At 72.9% G+C, this 15,712-nt stretch carries 17 protein-coding genes; 6 read left to right on the top strand and 11 right to left on the bottom strand.

All coding sequences use genetic code 11. The features are described from left to right. Positions 1-174: 174 nt before the first annotated feature. The gene (locus ACFWE1_RS00085) at positions 175-693 is read right to left on the bottom strand and encodes a hypothetical protein (RefSeq protein WP_376931562.1); all 519 of its coding nucleotides are present in this window, start codon (positions 691-693) and stop codon (positions 175-177) included. A 343-nt stretch (positions 694-1,036) separates the two neighbouring features. On the opposite strand from ACFWE1_RS00085, the gene ACFWE1_RS00080 reads away from it, so the two are divergent. After that, positions 1,037-1,531: a hypothetical protein gene (locus tag ACFWE1_RS00080; RefSeq protein WP_376931561.1), complete on the top strand. Its 495-nt coding sequence runs from the start codon at positions 1,037-1,039 to the stop codon at positions 1,529-1,531. Positions 1,532-1,571: 40 nt separating this feature from the next. On the opposite strand, the gene ACFWE1_RS00075 is transcribed toward ACFWE1_RS00080, so the two are convergent. The 6 genes from ACFWE1_RS00075 to ACFWE1_RS00050 all read right to left on the bottom strand — a co-directional run bounded on the left by ACFWE1_RS00075 (position 1,572) and on the right by ACFWE1_RS00050 (position 7,714). Next, positions 1,572-2,921: a dihydrolipoamide acetyltransferase family protein gene (locus ACFWE1_RS00075; RefSeq protein ID WP_376931560.1), complete on the bottom strand. Its 1,350-nt coding sequence runs from the start codon at positions 2,919-2,921 to the stop codon at positions 1,572-1,574. Then, positions 2,918-3,946, bottom strand: a complete 1,029-nt coding sequence (locus tag ACFWE1_RS00070; protein WP_376931559.1) for an alpha-ketoacid dehydrogenase subunit beta — start codon at positions 3,944-3,946, stop codon at positions 2,918-2,920. The genes ACFWE1_RS00075 and ACFWE1_RS00070 overlap by 4 nt, the downstream gene beginning before the upstream one ends. Continuing rightward, a complete protein-coding gene (gene pdhA / locus ACFWE1_RS00065; RefSeq protein WP_376931558.1) occupies positions 3,943-5,070 on the bottom strand; it encodes a pyruvate dehydrogenase (acetyl-transferring) E1 component subunit alpha in 1,128 nt (375 codons plus the stop codon). The genes ACFWE1_RS00070 and pdhA overlap by 4 nt, the downstream gene beginning before the upstream one ends. Positions 5,071-5,178: 108 nt before the next feature. Next, complete coding sequence (locus tag ACFWE1_RS00060) at positions 5,179-5,670, bottom strand: Lrp/AsnC family transcriptional regulator (protein ID WP_230763513.1); 492 nt, start codon at positions 5,668-5,670, stop codon at positions 5,179-5,181. Positions 5,671-5,686: 16 nt separating this feature from the next. Next, the gene (locus ACFWE1_RS00055) at positions 5,687-6,499 is read right to left on the bottom strand and encodes an oxygenase MpaB family protein (RefSeq protein WP_376931557.1); all 813 of its coding nucleotides are present in this window, start codon (positions 6,497-6,499) and stop codon (positions 5,687-5,689) included. Positions 6,500-6,559: 60 nt separating this feature from the next. After that, positions 6,560-7,714 carry a hypothetical protein gene (locus ACFWE1_RS00050; RefSeq protein ID WP_376931556.1) on the bottom strand — a complete coding sequence of 385 codons (1,155 nt, stop codon included), beginning with the start codon at positions 7,712-7,714 and terminating at the stop codon, positions 6,560-6,562. Between the two features lie 92 nt (positions 7,715-7,806). Here ACFWE1_RS00050 and ACFWE1_RS00045 point away from each other — a divergent pair, with 92 nt between their 5' ends. Beyond that, the gene (locus ACFWE1_RS00045; protein ID WP_376931555.1) at positions 7,807-8,970 is read left to right on the top strand and encodes a glycoside hydrolase family 3 N-terminal domain-containing protein; all 1,164 of its coding nucleotides are present in this window, start codon (positions 7,807-7,809) and stop codon (positions 8,968-8,970) included. Positions 8,971-9,101: 131 nt separating this feature from the next. Further along, positions 9,102-9,665, top strand: coding sequence for a YceI family protein (locus ACFWE1_RS00040; protein ID WP_243568327.1), 564 nt, complete (start codon positions 9,102-9,104; stop codon positions 9,663-9,665). A gap of 90 nt (positions 9,666-9,755) precedes the next feature. Here the strand turns inward: ACFWE1_RS00040 and ACFWE1_RS00035 are convergent, their stop codons facing one another. Continuing rightward, complete coding sequence (locus ACFWE1_RS00035; protein ID WP_376931554.1) at positions 9,756-10,862, bottom strand: winged helix DNA-binding domain-containing protein; 1,107 nt, start codon at positions 10,860-10,862, stop codon at positions 9,756-9,758. A gap of 117 nt (positions 10,863-10,979) precedes the next feature. Between ACFWE1_RS00035 and ACFWE1_RS00030 the strand changes: the two genes are divergently transcribed. Then, complete coding sequence (locus ACFWE1_RS00030) at positions 10,980-12,578, top strand: ABC-F family ATP-binding cassette domain-containing protein (RefSeq protein ID WP_376931553.1); 1,599 nt, start codon at positions 10,980-10,982, stop codon at positions 12,576-12,578. 19 nt (positions 12,579-12,597) lie between these two features. On the opposite strand, the gene ACFWE1_RS00025 is transcribed toward ACFWE1_RS00030, so the two are convergent. The 3 genes from ACFWE1_RS00025 to ACFWE1_RS00015 are packed head-to-tail and all read right to left on the bottom strand — an operon-like array spanning position 12,598 to position 14,020. Beyond that, positions 12,598-13,464 (bottom strand): SURF1 family protein, encoded by an 867-nt coding sequence (locus ACFWE1_RS00025; RefSeq protein WP_376931552.1) that lies wholly within the window; start codon positions 13,462-13,464, stop codon positions 12,598-12,600. After that, on the bottom strand, positions 13,461-13,703 hold the full coding sequence (locus ACFWE1_RS00020; RefSeq protein WP_376931551.1) for a hypothetical protein: 243 nt from the start codon (positions 13,701-13,703) through the stop codon (positions 13,461-13,463). The genes ACFWE1_RS00025 and ACFWE1_RS00020 overlap by 4 nt, the downstream gene beginning before the upstream one ends. Continuing rightward, positions 13,700-14,020 carry a DUF3099 domain-containing protein gene (locus ACFWE1_RS00015; RefSeq protein WP_376931550.1) on the bottom strand — a complete coding sequence of 107 codons (321 nt, stop codon included), beginning with the start codon at positions 14,018-14,020 and terminating at the stop codon, positions 13,700-13,702. Before ACFWE1_RS00015 ends, ACFWE1_RS00020 begins: the two co-directional genes overlap by 4 nt. A gap of 144 nt (positions 14,021-14,164) precedes the next feature. Here ACFWE1_RS00015 and ACFWE1_RS00010 point away from each other — a divergent pair, with 144 nt between their 5' ends. Together ACFWE1_RS00010 and ACFWE1_RS00005 are read left to right on the top strand one after the other, a co-directional pair. Continuing rightward, positions 14,165-14,875: a beta-ketoacyl-ACP reductase gene (locus ACFWE1_RS00010; protein WP_376931549.1), complete on the top strand. Its 711-nt coding sequence runs from the start codon at positions 14,165-14,167 to the stop codon at positions 14,873-14,875. A gap of 120 nt (positions 14,876-14,995) precedes the next feature. Next, positions 14,996-15,712 (top strand): hypothetical protein (locus ACFWE1_RS00005; protein WP_376931548.1); only part of this gene is annotated, 717 nt, incomplete at its 3' end.

Below are 15,712 nucleotides of genomic sequence, written 5' to 3'. Positions count from 1 at the left end.
TCCGCCGGTTCGCCGCGCAGCAGCGGGGGGGGGGGGGGGGGGCGAGGGGGGAGGGGGGGCGGTGGGGGGTTTTTTTCGGGAATTTTTGGGACGGAGGGGAGTGGGGAAAACGAGCGGGGGCCCCGCCAACAAAAGCCCCCGGCCCCACGGTGTGGAGCGGTTCGGGTCGCTCGCTCAGGGGCACGCCCAGTAGCCGACGCCGTCGTACACGATCCACTCCAGCGTCTCTGCGGGGCAGGGTCCGCAGTTGCTGTTGTCCGGTCGCGGTGACGTCGGCTGGGGTGCAGCCTCAGCAGGCGCCGGGGCGGCCGCGGGTGCGGCCTCCTCGGCGGAGCCACCCGACCACGAGCCCTCGTCTGACCAGGAGGCGTCGTCGGTCTCCTCGTAGACGGCCTCGGCCTCGGCTTCGGCGGCGGCAGCAGCTTCCGCGACGGCAGCGTCGGCCGCAGCCTTCGCCGCCGCAGCATCCGCTGCAGCCTTCGCCGCCGCAGCGGCGCGAGCCGCTTCGAGACGGGCGTCGTGATCGGCTTGTGCGCTCGCACGGTACCCGAAGACATCCGTCCCCGGGTTGTCGCCGAAGCCCGCCGCGTGCACCGCGACCGCTGGTGCGGCCGCGGGCTGGGCGGCCTGGGCCGCGATGCCGGGCACGAGTGCGCCGGCGAGGATGAACAGGGCGACGACAGTGGGTTTCATACCGCGTGTCCTTCCGTGCATGCACAGCCCCACAGCGGTCGCCGTGAGGCGAACGGTGACTGATCCGAGGGTTGGACACCTGCATTCGCCGACCGAATGGTCGATGAACACGGGCGTCCGCGCCTCAGGCATGCGCGGTACGACGTCAGCTTCGAGCGGGTACTCTCAGCCTCTCGCCCCCGAACGAGTTCCCATCTGCCTTCGATTGTGTCGGAAGGGACGGGCTCGGCGAAAGCTCGAAAACGTAGCCAGTTCAGGGGACACGGCGACCCCATCGCCTTGACCGACCGCGCGCCCCGACCCCACAATGGGGGACGTATCGTCCGTCGGCCAGGAGGAAACGATGTCCGAGTCCGCGCCCACCTCGCCCTCGCTCGATCCGTTCGATTCCAGCGCTCCAGCCGCGCCGAACACCCCGGTCGACACCGCGGCCGCCGGCGCTGCCCGCCCACGTGGCCCCTGGGGGCGGGACCTCCGATTCATGCTGGTGGTGCTCGCCGCGATCGTCGCGCTCTTCCTCGCGTTCGCCCTGCTCGTCGCCTTCGCACCGAACGGGGCCGCGATCAGCGCACTCGCGATCATCGCCGCGCCGATCGCGACCATGGTCGCCGCGTACTACGGCATCTCGCTGGCCTTGAAGCAGGTCGCCGACGCTCGCGACGCGGCCGAAGCGGCCGAGTCACGCGCCCGTGCGGCCGAGACGAGCGCGCGTGAGTCGGACGCCTGGGCCGCGCAGATGGAATCCGGGCTCCGCGTCGCCGTCGCGAAGCTCCGCGACGCCGGCCGCGACACGAGCGACGTCGAGCGGGCCGCCGGCACGCCGGACGAGTTCTTCTGAGCCGGCACCCGCAGCCGGGCCACGAGCGCTCGGTGACGGACTAGAGCTCGACGAGCAGGGTCATCGGCCGCTCGATGCAGCCCGCGACGAACGTCAGGAACGCGGCCGCCTCCGCGCCGTCGCACACCCGGTGGTCGAAGCTCAGCGTGAGCTCCGTCACCGTGCGTGGCACGATGGCACCATCGACGACCCACGGCCGTTCGACGAAGCGCCCCACGCCGAGCATCGCGGCCTCGGGATGGTTGATGATCGCCGCCGAGCCGTCGACGCCGAGCGCCCCGTAGTTGTTCAGGGTGAACGTGCCCCCGCGCAGTCGTGCGCCGCCGCCCTCCAGCGCGTCGGGCACGCCCGCGATCGCGTCGCGGAGCCCGCGCAGGGTCAGCTCGCCCGCGTTGGCGATCACCGGCACGACGAGGCCGCGCGGCCCCTGCGTCGCGAGCCCGAGGTGCACCGCGCGGTGCTGCACGATCTCCTCGCGCTCCGCATCGAAGCTCGAGTTCAGGATCGGATGCCGCGCGAGCCCCGCGACCGCGAAGCGCGCGATCAGTGCCGTGAGCCCGAACCGCTCGCCCGTCGCCTCGACGAGTTCGCGCCGCGCCTCGACGAGGCGGGTCGCATCCACGTCCAGCCAGACGGTCGCCTCCGGGATCTCGCGCCGGGAGCGGGTGAACTGGGCCGCGGCCGCGCGGCGCATGCGGTCGAGCGGGATCCGTTCGTCGCCCTCGCTCGACGGGACGGCCGCGTCGGCCGTGCGCACCGCCCCCGGCTGCGCCGAGCGCTCCGGTCGCTGCGTGTCCGGGGTCGTCGCCGTCGCCGATGCGAGATAGGCCTCGACGTCTCGCCGGAGCACGAGGTGGTCGGGCCCCGTGCCCTCGAGGCGGCTCGCGTCGAAACCGTTCTGGCGCGCGAGTCTGCGCACGATCGGCGACACCACGGGGGAGCGGCGCCCGGGATCGAGGCGCGGACGGGACGGCGGGCCCCCAGCCGCTCGTGGAGCGTCGCGACGACCGAACCGCGCCGGCGCGCCGAGCGGTCGGGCCGCGACGGCGCTCGACATCGTGCCGTAGCCGACGAGTACGGCGCCCGAGGCCTCCTCCGCGGCATCCGCCGTCTCCGCCGGGGCATGCGCATCCGCGTCCGCCGGCTCGTCACCGATCGGTTCCAGCGCGAGCAGCACGGCGCCCTCGTGCAGCACCGTGCCCACCTCGCCGCCGAGGCGGCTCACCACCCCGTCGAACGGGCAGGGCAGCTGCACGACCGACTTCGCCGATTCGAGTTCGACGACGGGCTGATCGACGGCGACCGTGTCACCCGGTGCGACGAGCCACGCGACGATTTCGGCCTCGCTCAGCCCCTCGCCGAGGTCGGGGAGCAGGAACTCGCGGCTCATGCGAGGTCCCAGTTCCAGCCGGCGAGCGCGTGCAGCACCCGCTCGGCGGTCGGCAGATGGAAGGACTCCAACTTGGGCGAGGGGTACGGGATGTCGTAGCCCGCGATCCGCAGCACCGGCTCCGCGAGCCAGTGGAAGTTGCGCTCCGTCACGCGGGCCGCCACCTCGGCGCCGTAGCCGCCGAACTGCGCCGCCTCGTGGATGACCGCCGCGCGCGAGGTCTTCCGCACCGACGCGCCCACGGTCTCGTCGTCGAAGGGGGAGAGGCTGCGCAGATCGATCACCTCGATCGAGAGGTCCTCGGCCGCGGCGGCGTCTGCGGCGTCCAGCGCCGTCTTCACCGTCGGCCCGTAGGCGAGGAGCGTGACGTCGCTCCCTTCGCGGAGCACGAGCGCGCGGTCCATGGGCGCCGTGGTGACCGGCAGCGCGAGCTCGGCCTTGGCCCAGTAGCGGCTCTTCGGCTCCATGAACACGACGGGGTCGTCGCTCGCGATGGCCTCGCGCAGCATCGAGTAGGCGTCGGCCGGGTTCGAGGGGGTGACCACCGTGAGCCCCGGGGTCGCGGTCCAGTAGGCCTCGGAGGAATCGGAGTGGTGCTCGACGCCGCCGATCGCCCCGGCGCAGGGGATGCGGATCACCATCGGCAGCTGCAGCCGGCCCTTCGTGCGGTTCCGCATCTTCGCGACGTGCGAGACGATCTGCTCGAACGCGGGGTAGCTGAAGGCGTCGAACTGCATCTCCACGACCGGGCGCAGCCCGTAGATCGCCATGCCGACCGCCGTCCCGACGATGCCCGACTCCGCGAGCGGCGAATCCCAGATCCGTTCCTCGCCGAACTCGGCCTGCAGGCCGTCGGTCACCCGGAAGACGCCGCCGAGCGGGCCGACGTCCTCGCCGTACACGACGACCCGGTCGTCCTCCGCCATCGCGTCGCGTAGAGCGCGGTTCAGCGCGGCGGCCATGGTGACCGGGGCCGGTCCGGTCGCGGCTTCGGCCGCGGGGGCGGCTTCGGTGAGCGGGCTCATCGGGCGGCTCCGCTCGTCTCGAGGCCCGCCGCGAGTTCGGCGGCGAGCCGCTCGCGCTGCTCGGCGAGCTGGCGCCGCGGGGTCGCGTAGACGTGGTCGAACAGTTCGAGCGGCGAGACCTCCGCCTCGGCGGACATCGCCTCGCGGGTGCGCGCCGCGAGCGCTTCGGCCGCCGCGGTGATCTCCTCGCGCAGCCCGTCGCCGAGCGCGCCCTCCGACACGAGGTACTTCTCGAGCCGTTCGATCGGGTCGCGCCGCTTCCAGTGCTCGACTTCGCGCTGCTGCCGGTAGCGCGTCGGGTCGTCCGAGTTGGTGTGCGACTCGACCCGGTAGGTGACGCCCTCGATGAACGTCGGGCCGTGCCCGGCGCGGGCGCGCTCGACGGCGGCACGGGTGACGGCGTAGACGGCGGCGACGTCGTTGCCGTCGACGTGGTAGCCGGGCATGCCGTAGCCGACGGCCTTGTCGGCGAGCGTGCGGGCGTGCGTCTGCCTCGAGAGCGGCACGCTGATGGCGTACTGGTTGTTCTGCACGAGGAACACGGTGGGCGTCTGCCAGACGGCGGCGAAGTTGAAGGCCTCGTGGGCGTCGCCCTCGCTCGTCGCGCCGTCGCCGAGGAAGGCGAGGGTGGCGATGGGGTCGTGCCGCAGTCGGGCCGCGTGGCCGAGGCCGACGGCGTGCAGCGCCTGGGTCGCGAGCGGCGTCGCCTGCGCCGCGGTGCGGTGCGCGCGCTGGTCGTAGCCGTTGTGCCAGTCTCCACGGAAGGAGACGAGGATCTCGGCCGGGTCGATGCCGCGGGTGAGCAGGGCCACGCTCTCGCGGTAGGTCGGGAAGAGCCAGTCGTCCGCGTCGAGCGCGGAGACGGCGCCGATCTCGCACGCCTCCTGGCCGAGCGCGGAGGGGTAGGTGGCGAGGCGTCCCTGGCGGGTGAGCGCCGTGACCTGCACGTCGAAGCGGCGGGCGATCACCATGCGCCGGTAGAGCTCGACGAGGGTGGCGAGGTCCGGGAGGGCGAATCCGCCGGTGTCCCGACCGGTCACCGCGTGTCCGGCGTTGTCGAGCAACCGGAGCGGCTTCTCCGGCGGCAGGGTGCGGGTGGGCGGCAGCTCGACGTTGAGGCTCATGACGCCATCGTGGAGCAGCTTCGCGCCCCGCGGATGCCGTGTCGCGCAAGGAGGAACGAACGGCTCTCGGGCGGCGGAACACGTGACGAGCGTCCGCCGGGCGGCGCGTCAGCTGCGCCAGATGTCCAGGGACTGCGCGGGCGGGCGGCCCTCGATCTCGGCGAGGATGAGGTGCGATCGTGTGGAGACGACGCCGGGCATGTCGTGGATGTCGCGCAGGATCGCCTGGCTCAGCTGCTCGTGGTCGGGCGCGCTGACGGTGAGGATGATGTCGATGTCGCCGGAGACCGCCTGCACCTTCTCGACGAAGGGCAGGGTCGCGAGCTGTTCGACGATCTGCTCCCAGGGCACGTCGCCCACCCGCACCACCACGAGGGCGGAGATCTCGAGCCCGATCGCCTTGCGGTCGATCTGCGCACCGAAGCCGCTGATCACGCCGCGGCGCTGCAGCGCCTGGAGCCGGTTGTGCGCGGCGGTGCGTGAGACGTGCACCCGCTCCGCGAGCGTGCGCACCGACAGCCGGCCGTCCTGACTGAGCTCGGCGACGATGCGCCGGTCGATGTCGTCGAGCGGTTCGCGGTGCGGCTGGTGCGTGGTCATGGCTCCTGCTGGGTCGTCATCGTCCTCGAGCCTCAGCGTACTCGGTGGCCAGCGCGGCGCGCCGGAGCGCCTGCCGCAGCGGCAGCTCGCGGATGCCTCGGGGGAGGACGCGCCTCGCGATCCCGACGGCGCGGAGCCACGCCGCGCCGGCCGAGAGCACCCGTGGCGCCGAGGACAGCCCGTAGGCCCGGCGCACCGCCTCGGGCAGGAGGGCGACGGTCATCAGGCGGACGGGCGGCAGCAGCAGGCGGACGCCGCGCGGCAGCCCTCGTGCGTCGAGCAGGGCGTGCGCGATGCGCCGTGCATCGTCGCCCACCTCGAGCCGCGCGAGCCGCTCCGCCCACCACGCGTCGAACTCCGCCCGGGTCTCGGGCCAGCCCGCCCGCGCCGCCTGGAGCCGGCCCCCGAGCGCGCCCAGCCGACGCACGATGAGATCGGCCTCCGCCGTGGGGAGCCGTCCGACGAGGCGCTCGTGCAGTTCCAGCGTCGTCGCGGTGATCGTGGCCGCCACCCAGCGCTGGGCGTCGGCGTCGAAGGCGCTGTAGCGGGCCCCGTCGGCGGCGGCCCGGCCGTGCACCGGGCGGTGGCGCTCGTCGACGAGGCGGGCCATCCGCTCGGCCAGCTCGGGCGATCCGAAGCCGACGGCGTAGAGGTACTCGAGGGTGCCGAGCAGGCGGTCGAACGGGCGATGCACGAAGTCGCTGTGCGCGGCGACGCCGGCCGCCACGCGGGGGTCGGCGAGCTGGAGCAGGATGGCGGCCGCGCCGCCGGCGAGCAGGGTCCCGTCACCGGCATGCCGCCGGAACCTCGCCTGCTCGTCGTGCTCCACCCCTCCAGTCTGGCGCTCGACGCCTGAGTGCCCGCCAGACGTGGCGACCCCCGCGGCGGCTCAGTACCAGTTGACCGCTTCGGAGTGCGCCCAGGCCCCGCATGGCGCGCCGTAGCGGCCGGAGATGTACGCGAGCCCCCATTCGATCTGCGTGGCGGCGTTGGTGCGCCAGTCCGCGCCCGCCGAGGCCATCTTGCTGCCGGGGAGCGACTGCGGGATGCCGTAGGCGCCGCTCGAGGCGTTGTACGCGTCGGCGCGCCAGCTGGACTCCCGCGTCCACAGCAATACGAGGCACTGGTACTCGCCATCGCCCCAGCCGTAGCGCGCCACCGCCTGCCGGGCGTAGGCCTTCGCCCCGTCGGGGTCCACGACGATGCCGGGTGGCGGCGCCGGGGTCATCCCGCCGTTCGCCTCGGCCTCGGCCGCCGCCCTGGCGTCCGCTTCGCGCTGCGCGTCGACGCCGATCTGGTAGCGGCGCTCGAGTTCGACCGAGCGGTTGCGCAGGCTCGCGAGCTGGGCGTAGAGCGTGTCGAGGGTCGCTTGCTGCGCCGCGACATCGGCCTCCGCGCGGGCGTGCGCCGCCTCCGCCGCCTCCGCCTGGCTGCGGGCCGCCTCGGCCCGACGCGCGCGCTCGTCCTCCGCGACGGCCGCCTGAGCGCTCAGCGCGTCGGCGTTCGCCTTCGCCTCGGTCGCAACGGCGGCGATACCCGAGGAGAGGTCCGCGAGCCGTTCGGTGCGGGACAGCGCCATGAGCGTCCGGCTCGGGTCGCCGCTCGCGTCGGGACGGGCGCTCTCGCTGAGCAGGGCGAGCAGGCCGTTCGTCGAGCCGGATCGGGCGAGCAGGGCCGATGCCCGGCCGAACTGCGCCGCCGCCTCGACCGCGGTGCTGCTCGCCGCGTCGGCCGAGGCCTGGAGCTCCTCGGCGCGGTCGCTCGCCTCCGCGAGGGCGGCGTCCGCCGCAGCGGACTCCGAGGCCGCCACGACCGCGGCATCGCCGAGCCGGCCGGACTCCGCCTGGAGCGAGGCGACGAGGGCGTCGATCCGCTCGGCCTCCGCGGTGCGGCTGGCGACATCGGACTTCGCCGCCTCGACCTCGTCCCAGCTCGGGTACTCCTCCGCGAGCGCGGCGGTCGGCGTCGCCACCGCGAAGAGGCCGGCCAGCACGAGCGCAGCGCCGGCCGCGGCGCCGCGATGGAACGTGCGGCGAGAACGCATGAGAACACCCACCTCCGCGGTCGTCGGCGCGGCGAGTCTACCCGCGGGCTCCTCGACCCCCGGACGGGACACGCCCCGTAGACTCGATGGCCATGCAGAGCACACGCGCCGGGCTGCTGGCCCTCCTGGCCGTCGGCATCCTGGCCGTCTCGGCGTGCAGCGCTGCGCCGGCGCCGACGAGTACTGCGCCGCCTCCGAGCCCGTCGGCATCGCCGACGACGCCGCCGCCGACCGCGGCCGAGTGGGCTGCGGAGCGCCTCGACGGCATGAGTCTCGAGCAGAAGGCCGCATCGCTCCTCATGCTGCACGCGCCGGGGACCGAGCCGGGCCCGCTCCGGGCGCTCGCCGAGCAGGGGATCGGCGGGCTCATTCTGATGGGCGACAACATCCCCGCGGACGCCGACGCCCTCGCAGCCCTCACCGCCGCGGTGCAGTTCGATCCCGAGGCGCGCACACTCATCGCCATCGACGAGGAGGGCGGCGACGTGCAGCGGCTCCCGTGGGACCCGGCGCCGGGCGCGGACGCGCTCCGGGGCGGCACGGCGGCCGAGGCGCGCGCCGCGTTCCGCACTCGTGGCGAGGTGCTCGCCGCTGCGGGCATCGACGTGAACTTCGGCGTCGTGGCCGACGTCACCGACGACCCGGACTCCTTCATCTCCAGTCGCGTCCTCGGCCCGGATGCCGCGTCGGCGTCGCCGCTGGTCGCCGGGGCGGTGCAGGGGGAGCAGGGCCTCGTGGCCTCCACGCTCAAGCACTTCCCCGGCCACGGGCAGGCACCGGGGGACTCCCACGAGAGCCTCCCGACGAGCCCGCTCGACCTCGCCGGATGGCGATCGATCGCCGCGCCGCCGTTCCAGGCCGGGATCGACGCGGGCAGCGAGCTCGTCATGACCGGACACCTCGTCTTCCCGGCCGTGGACCCGGCTCCCGCGTCGTTGTCGGCGGAGTGGCATCGCATCCTGCGCGAGGAGCTGGGGTTCGACGGCGTCGTGGTGACCGACGACCTGCTGATGCTGCAGCACAACGGGCTCGAGGAGTACCAGGACCCGGGAGAGAACGCGATCCGCGCGGTCGCCTCGGGCTCGGATCTGCTGCTGTACGTGCTGCCGGCCGACCCGTCGGAGTTCGGCATCTCCGTCGACGGACTGACGTCCGCGATCGCCGACGCCGTGCGCTCGGGCCGCATTCCCGAGGCCCGCCTCGACGACGCGGCGCTCCGGGTGCTGACGCTGCGCCGCGAATTCGCGAGCGACTGAGCACGCCTGCGCGCGGCGCTCGCATCCGCTCGGAAATTTTTCGTATGCGTTGGAATACATCTCGGGATTCCATGCGTTGTCATCGAAGCGGGCCGACCGGCCCCGACGAATCGACATCGGAGACCACCCTCATGACGACGACCGCACCCACCATCGACATCCCCGGCTACCGCGCCGGCACCTGGACCATCGACCCCGCCCACAGCGAGGTCGGCTTCCAGATCCGCCACCTCATGATCAGCAAGGTCAAGGGCAAGTTCGAGCGCTTCGACGCCACCTTCGTGACCGCGGAGAACCCGCTCGACTCGTCCGTCACCGCCTCCGCCGAGGTCGCGTCCGTTTCGACGAACGAGCCGAACCGCGACGCGCACCTGCGCACCGGCGACTTCTTCGAGGCCGAGACCTACCCGACGATCGACTTCGTCTCGACCGGCGTGCGCGTCGAGGGCGGCGACTTCAAGGTCGACGGCGACCTCACCATCCGCGGCATCACGAAGCCCGTCACCTTCGACTTCGACTTCGGCGGCTTCGGCGGCGACCCCTACGGCAACTACAAGGCCGGCGCCACCGCCAAGGCCGTCATCAACCGCGAGGACTTCGGCCTGCACTATAACGCGGCGCTCGAGACCGGCGGCGTGCTCCTCGGCGACCAGGTGACCATCACCCTGGAGCTGCAGGCGCAGCTCGCGCAGTAATCCCGCGCGAAGACGAGGGGCCGGGCGCTGCGATCGCCCGGCGCCTCGTCGCGTCGCAGGACGACGACCGCGCCGTTCGCCCGGCGTGCGTCAGCCGGCGAGCACCACCTCGTCGAGCGTCAGCGACCAGAACGCCGCCCAGCGCTCGAACGCGGGACGGAACTCGTCCAGCGACGGCATCGCATCGAACGCGGCGACGTCGATGCCGACCGCGCCGCGACGGGGCGGCCGCCGCTTCCACGTGCCGACGACCTCGCCGTCCGCGATGAGCAGCGGCAGGAACAGCCCGTTCTTGCCGGGCACGACCCGCAGCGCATCCGCCTCGGAGCAGAACGCCGAACGATCGCCGTAGCCGAGGAAGTACTCGTCGAACGGGGCCAGCACCTGGCGTCCCGTCGGCACCGTCGACGCCGGCGCGGCATCCGCCGCCACGTAGCGCTCCGCATCGAAGGCGATGACCGCGTCGCCCGCCGCCGCGAGCCCTGTGCGGGCCTGCGCCATCGTGAGCCCGCCCCACCAGGCGAAGTCGCGCACCGTGACCGGGCCGTGGCCGCGCACGTAGCCGACGAAGAACCGGGCCAGCGCCTCCTCGTCGTCGATGGCCGGGCCGGGTGCGGCCGGCGACCACTCGTCGAGGAGCGCGAAGCGCTGCCTCGCCCGCGTCTCGATCGGGCCGCAGCACAGCAGCCCCTCGTTCGCGAGGCGCCAGAGCAGGTGATAGCCGCGCTGGCCTTCGATCGGGATGCCGGCGCGGTTCCACGCCGCCTGGAGTTCCTCGCGCGTGGCCGATCCACCGCCCTCGAGCTCGGCGACCGCCACGGCGCGCGCCCGGGCGGCGACCTCGTCGTCGAGCCCTTCGCGCCGGTGGATCGTCGTCGCGCGCTGGAGCACCCGCTCCGCCGTCAACCGCAGGATGGGCCGGTACAGCTCCGGCGAGACGAAGTGCAGCGTGCCGCGCATCGGCCAGGAGCGGAGCAGCTCGGCCCGGTCGATCGCCTCGTCGATGCGCGCCTCGGAGCTGCCCGGGATACGGGCGCCGAGCACCCACTTCGCCGCGGCCAGGTCTTGCGCCTGCACGCAGACGAGGCGATCGACCACCTCGGCGGGGGAGGCGAACCCATCGTCGAGCCCCTGGGCCGCGAGCCGCGCGGCGCGGACCGCACTCGGGGAGGCATCCACCGTCGGGGAAGTCGTCATGCCCAGAGTCTGCCGGAGCCCACCGACGCCGAGCGACGACGCACCGCCCGCGAGCGCGATAGACTGGGAGGCTGTGCCGCTCGGCACACCATCCCCATCCCTCCAGGAGGCCCCGTCGTGCTCGCCGTCACCGATCTCGAGATCCGCGTCGGCGCCCGGCTGCTCATGGAGGACGTCTCCTTCCGAGTGAGCCCGGGCGACAAGATCGGCCTCGTCGGTCGCAACGGCGCAGGCAAGACCACCCTCACGAAGACGCTCGCGGGGGAGACCCTGCCGACGGGCGGCCGCATCGACCGCTCCGGCGAGATCGGCTATCTCCCGCAGGACCCGCGCTCGGGCGATCCCGAGATGCTCGCCCGCACGCGCATCCTCGACGCCCGCGGCCTCGGCACCCTCGTGCTCGGCATGCGCGAGGCCTCCGAGCAGATGGGCTCCGACGACCCCGCCGTCGCCGAGAAGGCGATGAAGCGCTACGGCACGCTCACCGACCGCTTCACCGCCCTCGGCGGCTACGCGGCCGAGGCGGAGGCGGCATCGATCGCCTCCAACCTGAACCTGCCCGACCGCATCCTCGACCAGCCGCTGAAGACCCTCTCGGGCGGCCAGCGACGGCGCATCGAGCTCGCGCGCATCCTGTTCTCCGACGCCGAGACGATGATCCTCGACGAGCCGACCAACCACCTCGACGCCGACTCCGTCGTCTGGCTGCGCGAGTTCCTGAAGAACTACCGCGGCGGCGTGATCGTGATCAGCCACGACGTCGAGCTCGTCGGCGAGGTCGTCAACCGGGTGTTCTACCTGGATGCGAACCGTTCGGTCATCGACATCTACAACATGGGCTGGAAGCACTACCTGCGCCAGCGCGCCGCCGACGAGGAGCGCCGCAAGAAGGAGCGCGCCAACGCCGAGAAGAAGGCCGACGCACTGCGCCTGCAGGCCGCCAAGTTCGGGGCGAAGGCGTCGAAGGCCGCCGCGGCGCACCAGATGGTCGCGCGCGCCGACAAGCTGCTCGCCGGACTCGAGGAGGTGCGCGCGGTCGACCGGGTCGCGAAGCTGCGCTTCCCGACGCCCGCGGCGTGCGGGCGCACCCCGCTGCAGGCGTCCGATCTCTCGAAGAGCTACGGCTCGCTCGAGATCTTCACCGCCGTCGACCTGGCCATCGACCGCGGCTCGAAGGTCGTCATCATCGGCCTGAACGGCGCCGGCAAGACGACCCTGCTCCGCATCCTGGCGGGCGTCGACCAGCCCGACACCGGGCAGCTCGAGCCCGGGCACGGCCTCCGCATCGGCTACTTCGCGCAGGAGCACGAGACGATCGACGTGAAGCGCACCGTGCTCGAGAACATGGTGTCCTCCTCACCGGCGCTCACCGAGACCGAGGCGCGCAAGGTGCTGGGCTCGTTCCTCTTCACGGGCGACGACGTGCACAAGCCGGCCGGCGTGCTCTCGGGCGGCGAGAAGACCCGGCTCGCGCTGGCGATGATCGTCGTCTCCGGCGCCAACGTGCTGCTGCTCGACGAGCCGACGAACAACCTCGACCCGGCGAGCCGCGAGGAGATCCTCGACGCGCTCGCCCACTTCGAGGGCGCCGTGGTGCTCGTCTCGCACGACCCGGGCGCCGTCGAGGCGCTGAACCCGGAGCGGGTGCTGATCCTGCCCGATGGCGTCGAGGACCACTGGAGCGCCGAGTACCAGGAGCTCATCGAGCTCGCCTAGGCGGCCCTGCCCTCCGGCCTCAGCGCCGGTCGAGGATCTCGTCCTCGGCGTCGGCGTCGTGGTCTCGCTTCGCCGGTTCCTTGCGTCGCGGCGCGCGGTGCTGGGTGCGGGCGGGTGGCGTCGCGCCACCCGCCGGCACCTCGTCGAGCCCGGCCTCCTCGCGCGCCTTGCGCTCCTGGTTCGCGGCCCAGCCGAGGCCGATGAACGCGAGCAGCGCGAAGACGTACCACTGCAGCGCGTACGAGAGGTGCGGGCCCTCGTCCCGCTCGGGGCGGGGCGCGGCGAGCGGCGGCTCCGCGGCATCCGCTCCGTCCTGCACGAGGATGCCGTAGGCGCCCGTATAGCTCGGCGCGCCCACCCGCTTGGCGAGCTCCTCCAGGTCGATGGTCGCGAACTCGCGCCCCGTCGAGGTGCGGCCGGCGATGCGGCCCTCGCCCGCCTTGAGCCGTGCGGTCACGTCGACCTCGCCGCTCGGCGGTGCGGGAACCTCGCTCGGTCGGCCGTCGGAGTTCTGCGCGACCCAGCCGCGGTCCACCATGAAGACGTCGCCGTTGTCGAGCCGGAAGGGCGTGATCACCTCGAAGCCGGTGGTGCCGGAGAACGGCCGGTTGCGGACGACGACCTCGTCGTCCACGAGGTACTCGCCGCGGAGCTCCACGACCTGCCAGCGCTGCTCGACGTCGAAGGCGTCGAGCTCCGGCAGCGCCTCGTCCAGCGGGATCGGCTCGGCGTCGTAGTTGGCGTCGATGCGGGCCACCTCCGCGAGCGCTTCGGCCCGGCGGTTCAGCTGCCAGGTGCCGAGGGCGGAGCAGACGATCGCGAACACGATGACGAGGGCGAGGTACCCGGCCCAGCGCGGGGCGATCAGGAAGCGCCAGCGGCTCATGCATCTCCTCCGGGAGCGGCGGCCGGCGGGACGAACCGGCTGACGGCGACGGGAAAGCTGCGGGCCTCGACGAAACCGCGCAGGTACTCGACGTGGTCGTCGCACGCGAGCCAGGTCTTCGTGCGGCCGTCGGTATGGATGCGCGGGTTGCTCCACTCGACCCGCCACCGCGCGGGCGCGCTGCAGCCGGCCCGCGAGCAGATCGCCTCGCCCGGGTTGCCGCCCAGACCGCCGATCATGCCTGGCCCCCAGCGGATGCATCGGGGCCGCCGTCGTCGCGGTCGTCGCGGATCTGCGTCGGCGCCGCGGGGAGGGCGCGCTCGGGGGAGACGATCTGCCCCGCGCGGCCGGTGCCCTGCGCGTTCGCGAGCACGACGGCGACGTACGGCAGGAAGATCGCGCCCGCCGCGAAGATCGCCATCCACCAGCCCTGCACGAAGAGCATGGCGAAGATGCACCCGACGCGGATCGTCATCGCGATCGTGTACTTGAGCATGCGCGCGCGCCGCTCCTGATCGGGGGAGGGCGGCAGCGAGGTGATCGACTGCTGCTTCATGATGGTCGCCGGGCTCTGACGGCGCTCCTCCTCTCAAGCCTACGTCCGTCTCGGCCGAGCGGATGCCGGGAATGGCCGACGTTCTATGCTGGGACGGGCCTCGGGCGAGGCCCGCCATCTTTTCCGACTCGAAATGGAGCCGATATGACGACGAGCCGCACCGTGCTGGTGACCGGGGGCAACCGGGGGATCGGATACGCGATCGCCGAGGAGTTCCTCGCGCAGGGCCACCGGGTCGCGGTCACGGCACGCTCGGGCGAGGGCCCCGCCGGTTCGCTGACGGTCCGCGCCGACGTCACCGACAGCGCGTCCGTCGATCGCGCGTTCGCCGAGATCGAGGCGGAGCTCGGCGCGGTCGAGGTCGTGGTCGCGAATGCCGGCATCACCCGCGACACGCTGCTCATGCGGATGAGCGACGAGGACTTCGAGCAGGTCGTCGACACCAATCTCGGCGGCGCGTTCCGCGTGGTGAAGCGCGCCTCGAAGGGCATGCTCAAGGCCCGCTTCGGCCGGGTCGTGCTCATCTCCAGCGTCGTCGGCCTGTACGGCTCCGCCGGCCAGGTGAACTACTCGGCGTCGAAGGCCGGGCTCGTCGGCATGGCCCGATCGCTCACCCGCGAGCTCGGCGCGCGCGGCATCACCGCGAACGTCGTGGCGCCCGGCTTCATCGAGACCGACATGACCGACGCGCTGCCGGAAGCGCAGCAGGCCGAGTACAAGAAGAACATCCCCGCCGGCCGCTTCGCGGTGCCGAGCGAGGTCGCGAAGGTCGTCGCCTGGGTCGCGTCCGACGACGCTGCGTACATCTCGGGCGCCGTCATCCCCGTCGACGGCGGACTCGGGATGGGGCACTAGGCGCGGAGCTCGCGGATCCCCGTGACCGGGCTCGAGCCCGGTCACGGCGGGTTTGTCGCGGGTTTTCCACAGCGCCACTTCGGGAGTGGGTTTCGAAGCTGTGTTCGATAGCGTTGGGGTATGCCCGAAGCGCTGCACCCCGACGAGCTGACCGCCCCGGCCACCGTCAGTGCGCCTGCGGAGTGGGCTGACCCGGACTGGGTTGGCCCGGAGTGGGCTGACCCTGAGTGGCCTTCGTTGGATGGGTGGCGGGCCGCGTCGGCCGCGGGCGGGTCACGTGCCGTGTTCGCCGAACTCCAAGCCACCCTGGATGCCGCCGAGGGCGCCCAGTTGGAAGCGAATCGCATGCAGGCCGCGCAACTCGACGCGTACCGGCAGGCCTTCGCTCTCGCCGACAGCCACCCCGAACTGTACGTCCACCCCGACGCGCACCACGCCCAGTCCCGCCATGCCCAGTCTCGCGGCGGCATCCCGGTCGGTGAGCTCGCCGCCCGCTCCGTCGCCGCGGACCTGTCGATGCGGTTGCAACTGCCCGCTGCGACGATCCGGTCCCGCGGCCACCACGCCACCGTCGCGCACCGGCACCTGCCCCGACTGTGGGCAAGGTTCCGTGACGGCATCGCGTCGTACGCCGAGGTACGCGCCGCACTCGACACTCTCGACGGTGTTCCCCTCGATGACCCGCACCGCACCCCGGCTGATGCGGCCCGGCACGCCGCCGCACTGACCGAGTTCGACGACGCCCTCGCGGGCCTCGCCGGTACCGTGCCGTTGCCCCGGTTCCGGTACCGTGCCCGCCGGCTCCGCACCCGCCTCGAACCCCCAGAAACCGCGTCG

The organism is Agromyces sp. NPDC060279 (assembly GCF_042726785.1).
Taxonomy (GTDB): domain Bacteria; phylum Actinomycetota; class Actinomycetes; order Actinomycetales; family Microbacteriaceae; genus Agromyces.
This window is presented reverse-complemented; position numbering and strand designations above follow the sequence as displayed.

What these genes read in the sequence shown, in the direction of transcription:
- ACFWE1_RS00080 (WP_376931561.1), top strand. Translation starts at nt 1,037, where the DNA reads ATGTCCGAGTCCGCGCCCACCTCGCCCTCGCTCGATCCGTTCGATTCC.
- ACFWE1_RS00045 (WP_376931555.1), top strand. Translation starts at nt 7,807, where the DNA reads ATGCAGAGCACACGCGCCGGGCTGCTGGCCCTCCTGGCCGTCGGCATC.
- ACFWE1_RS00070 (WP_376931559.1), bottom strand. Translation starts at nt 3,946, where the DNA reads ATGAGCCCGCTCACCGAAGCCGCCCCCGCGGCCGAAGCCGCGACCGGA.
- ACFWE1_RS00075 (WP_376931560.1), bottom strand. Translation starts at nt 2,921, where the DNA reads ATGAGCCGCGAGTTCCTGCTCCCCGACCTCGGCGAGGGGCTGAGCGAG.
- ACFWE1_RS00015 (WP_376931550.1), bottom strand. Translation starts at nt 14,020, where the DNA reads ATGAAGCAGCAGTCGATCACCTCGCTGCCGCCCTCCCCCGATCAGGAG.
- ACFWE1_RS00060 (WP_230763513.1), bottom strand. Translation starts at nt 5,670, where the DNA reads ATGACCACGCACCAGCCGCACCGCGAACCGCTCGACGACATCGACCGG.
- ACFWE1_RS00010 (WP_376931549.1), top strand. Translation starts at nt 14,165, where the DNA reads ATGACGACGAGCCGCACCGTGCTGGTGACCGGGGGCAACCGGGGGATC.
- ACFWE1_RS00020 (WP_376931551.1), bottom strand. Translation starts at nt 13,703, where the DNA reads ATGATCGGCGGTCTGGGCGGCAACCCGGGCGAGGCGATCTGCTCGCGG.
- ACFWE1_RS00050 (WP_376931556.1), bottom strand. Translation starts at nt 7,714, where the DNA reads ATGCGTTCTCGCCGCACGTTCCATCGCGGCGCCGCGGCCGGCGCTGCG.
- pdhA (WP_376931558.1), bottom strand. Translation starts at nt 5,070, where the DNA reads ATGAGCCTCAACGTCGAGCTGCCGCCCACCCGCACCCTGCCGCCGGAG.
- ACFWE1_RS00040 (WP_243568327.1), top strand. Translation starts at nt 9,102, where the DNA reads ATGACGACGACCGCACCCACCATCGACATCCCCGGCTACCGCGCCGGC.
- ACFWE1_RS00085 (WP_376931562.1), bottom strand. Translation starts at nt 693, where the DNA reads ATGAAACCCACTGTCGTCGCCCTGTTCATCCTCGCCGGCGCACTCGTG.
- ACFWE1_RS00025 (WP_376931552.1), bottom strand. Translation starts at nt 13,464, where the DNA reads ATGAGCCGCTGGCGCTTCCTGATCGCCCCGCGCTGGGCCGGGTACCTC.
- ACFWE1_RS00035 (WP_376931554.1), bottom strand. Translation starts at nt 10,862, where the DNA reads ATGACGACTTCCCCGACGGTGGATGCCTCCCCGAGTGCGGTCCGCGCC.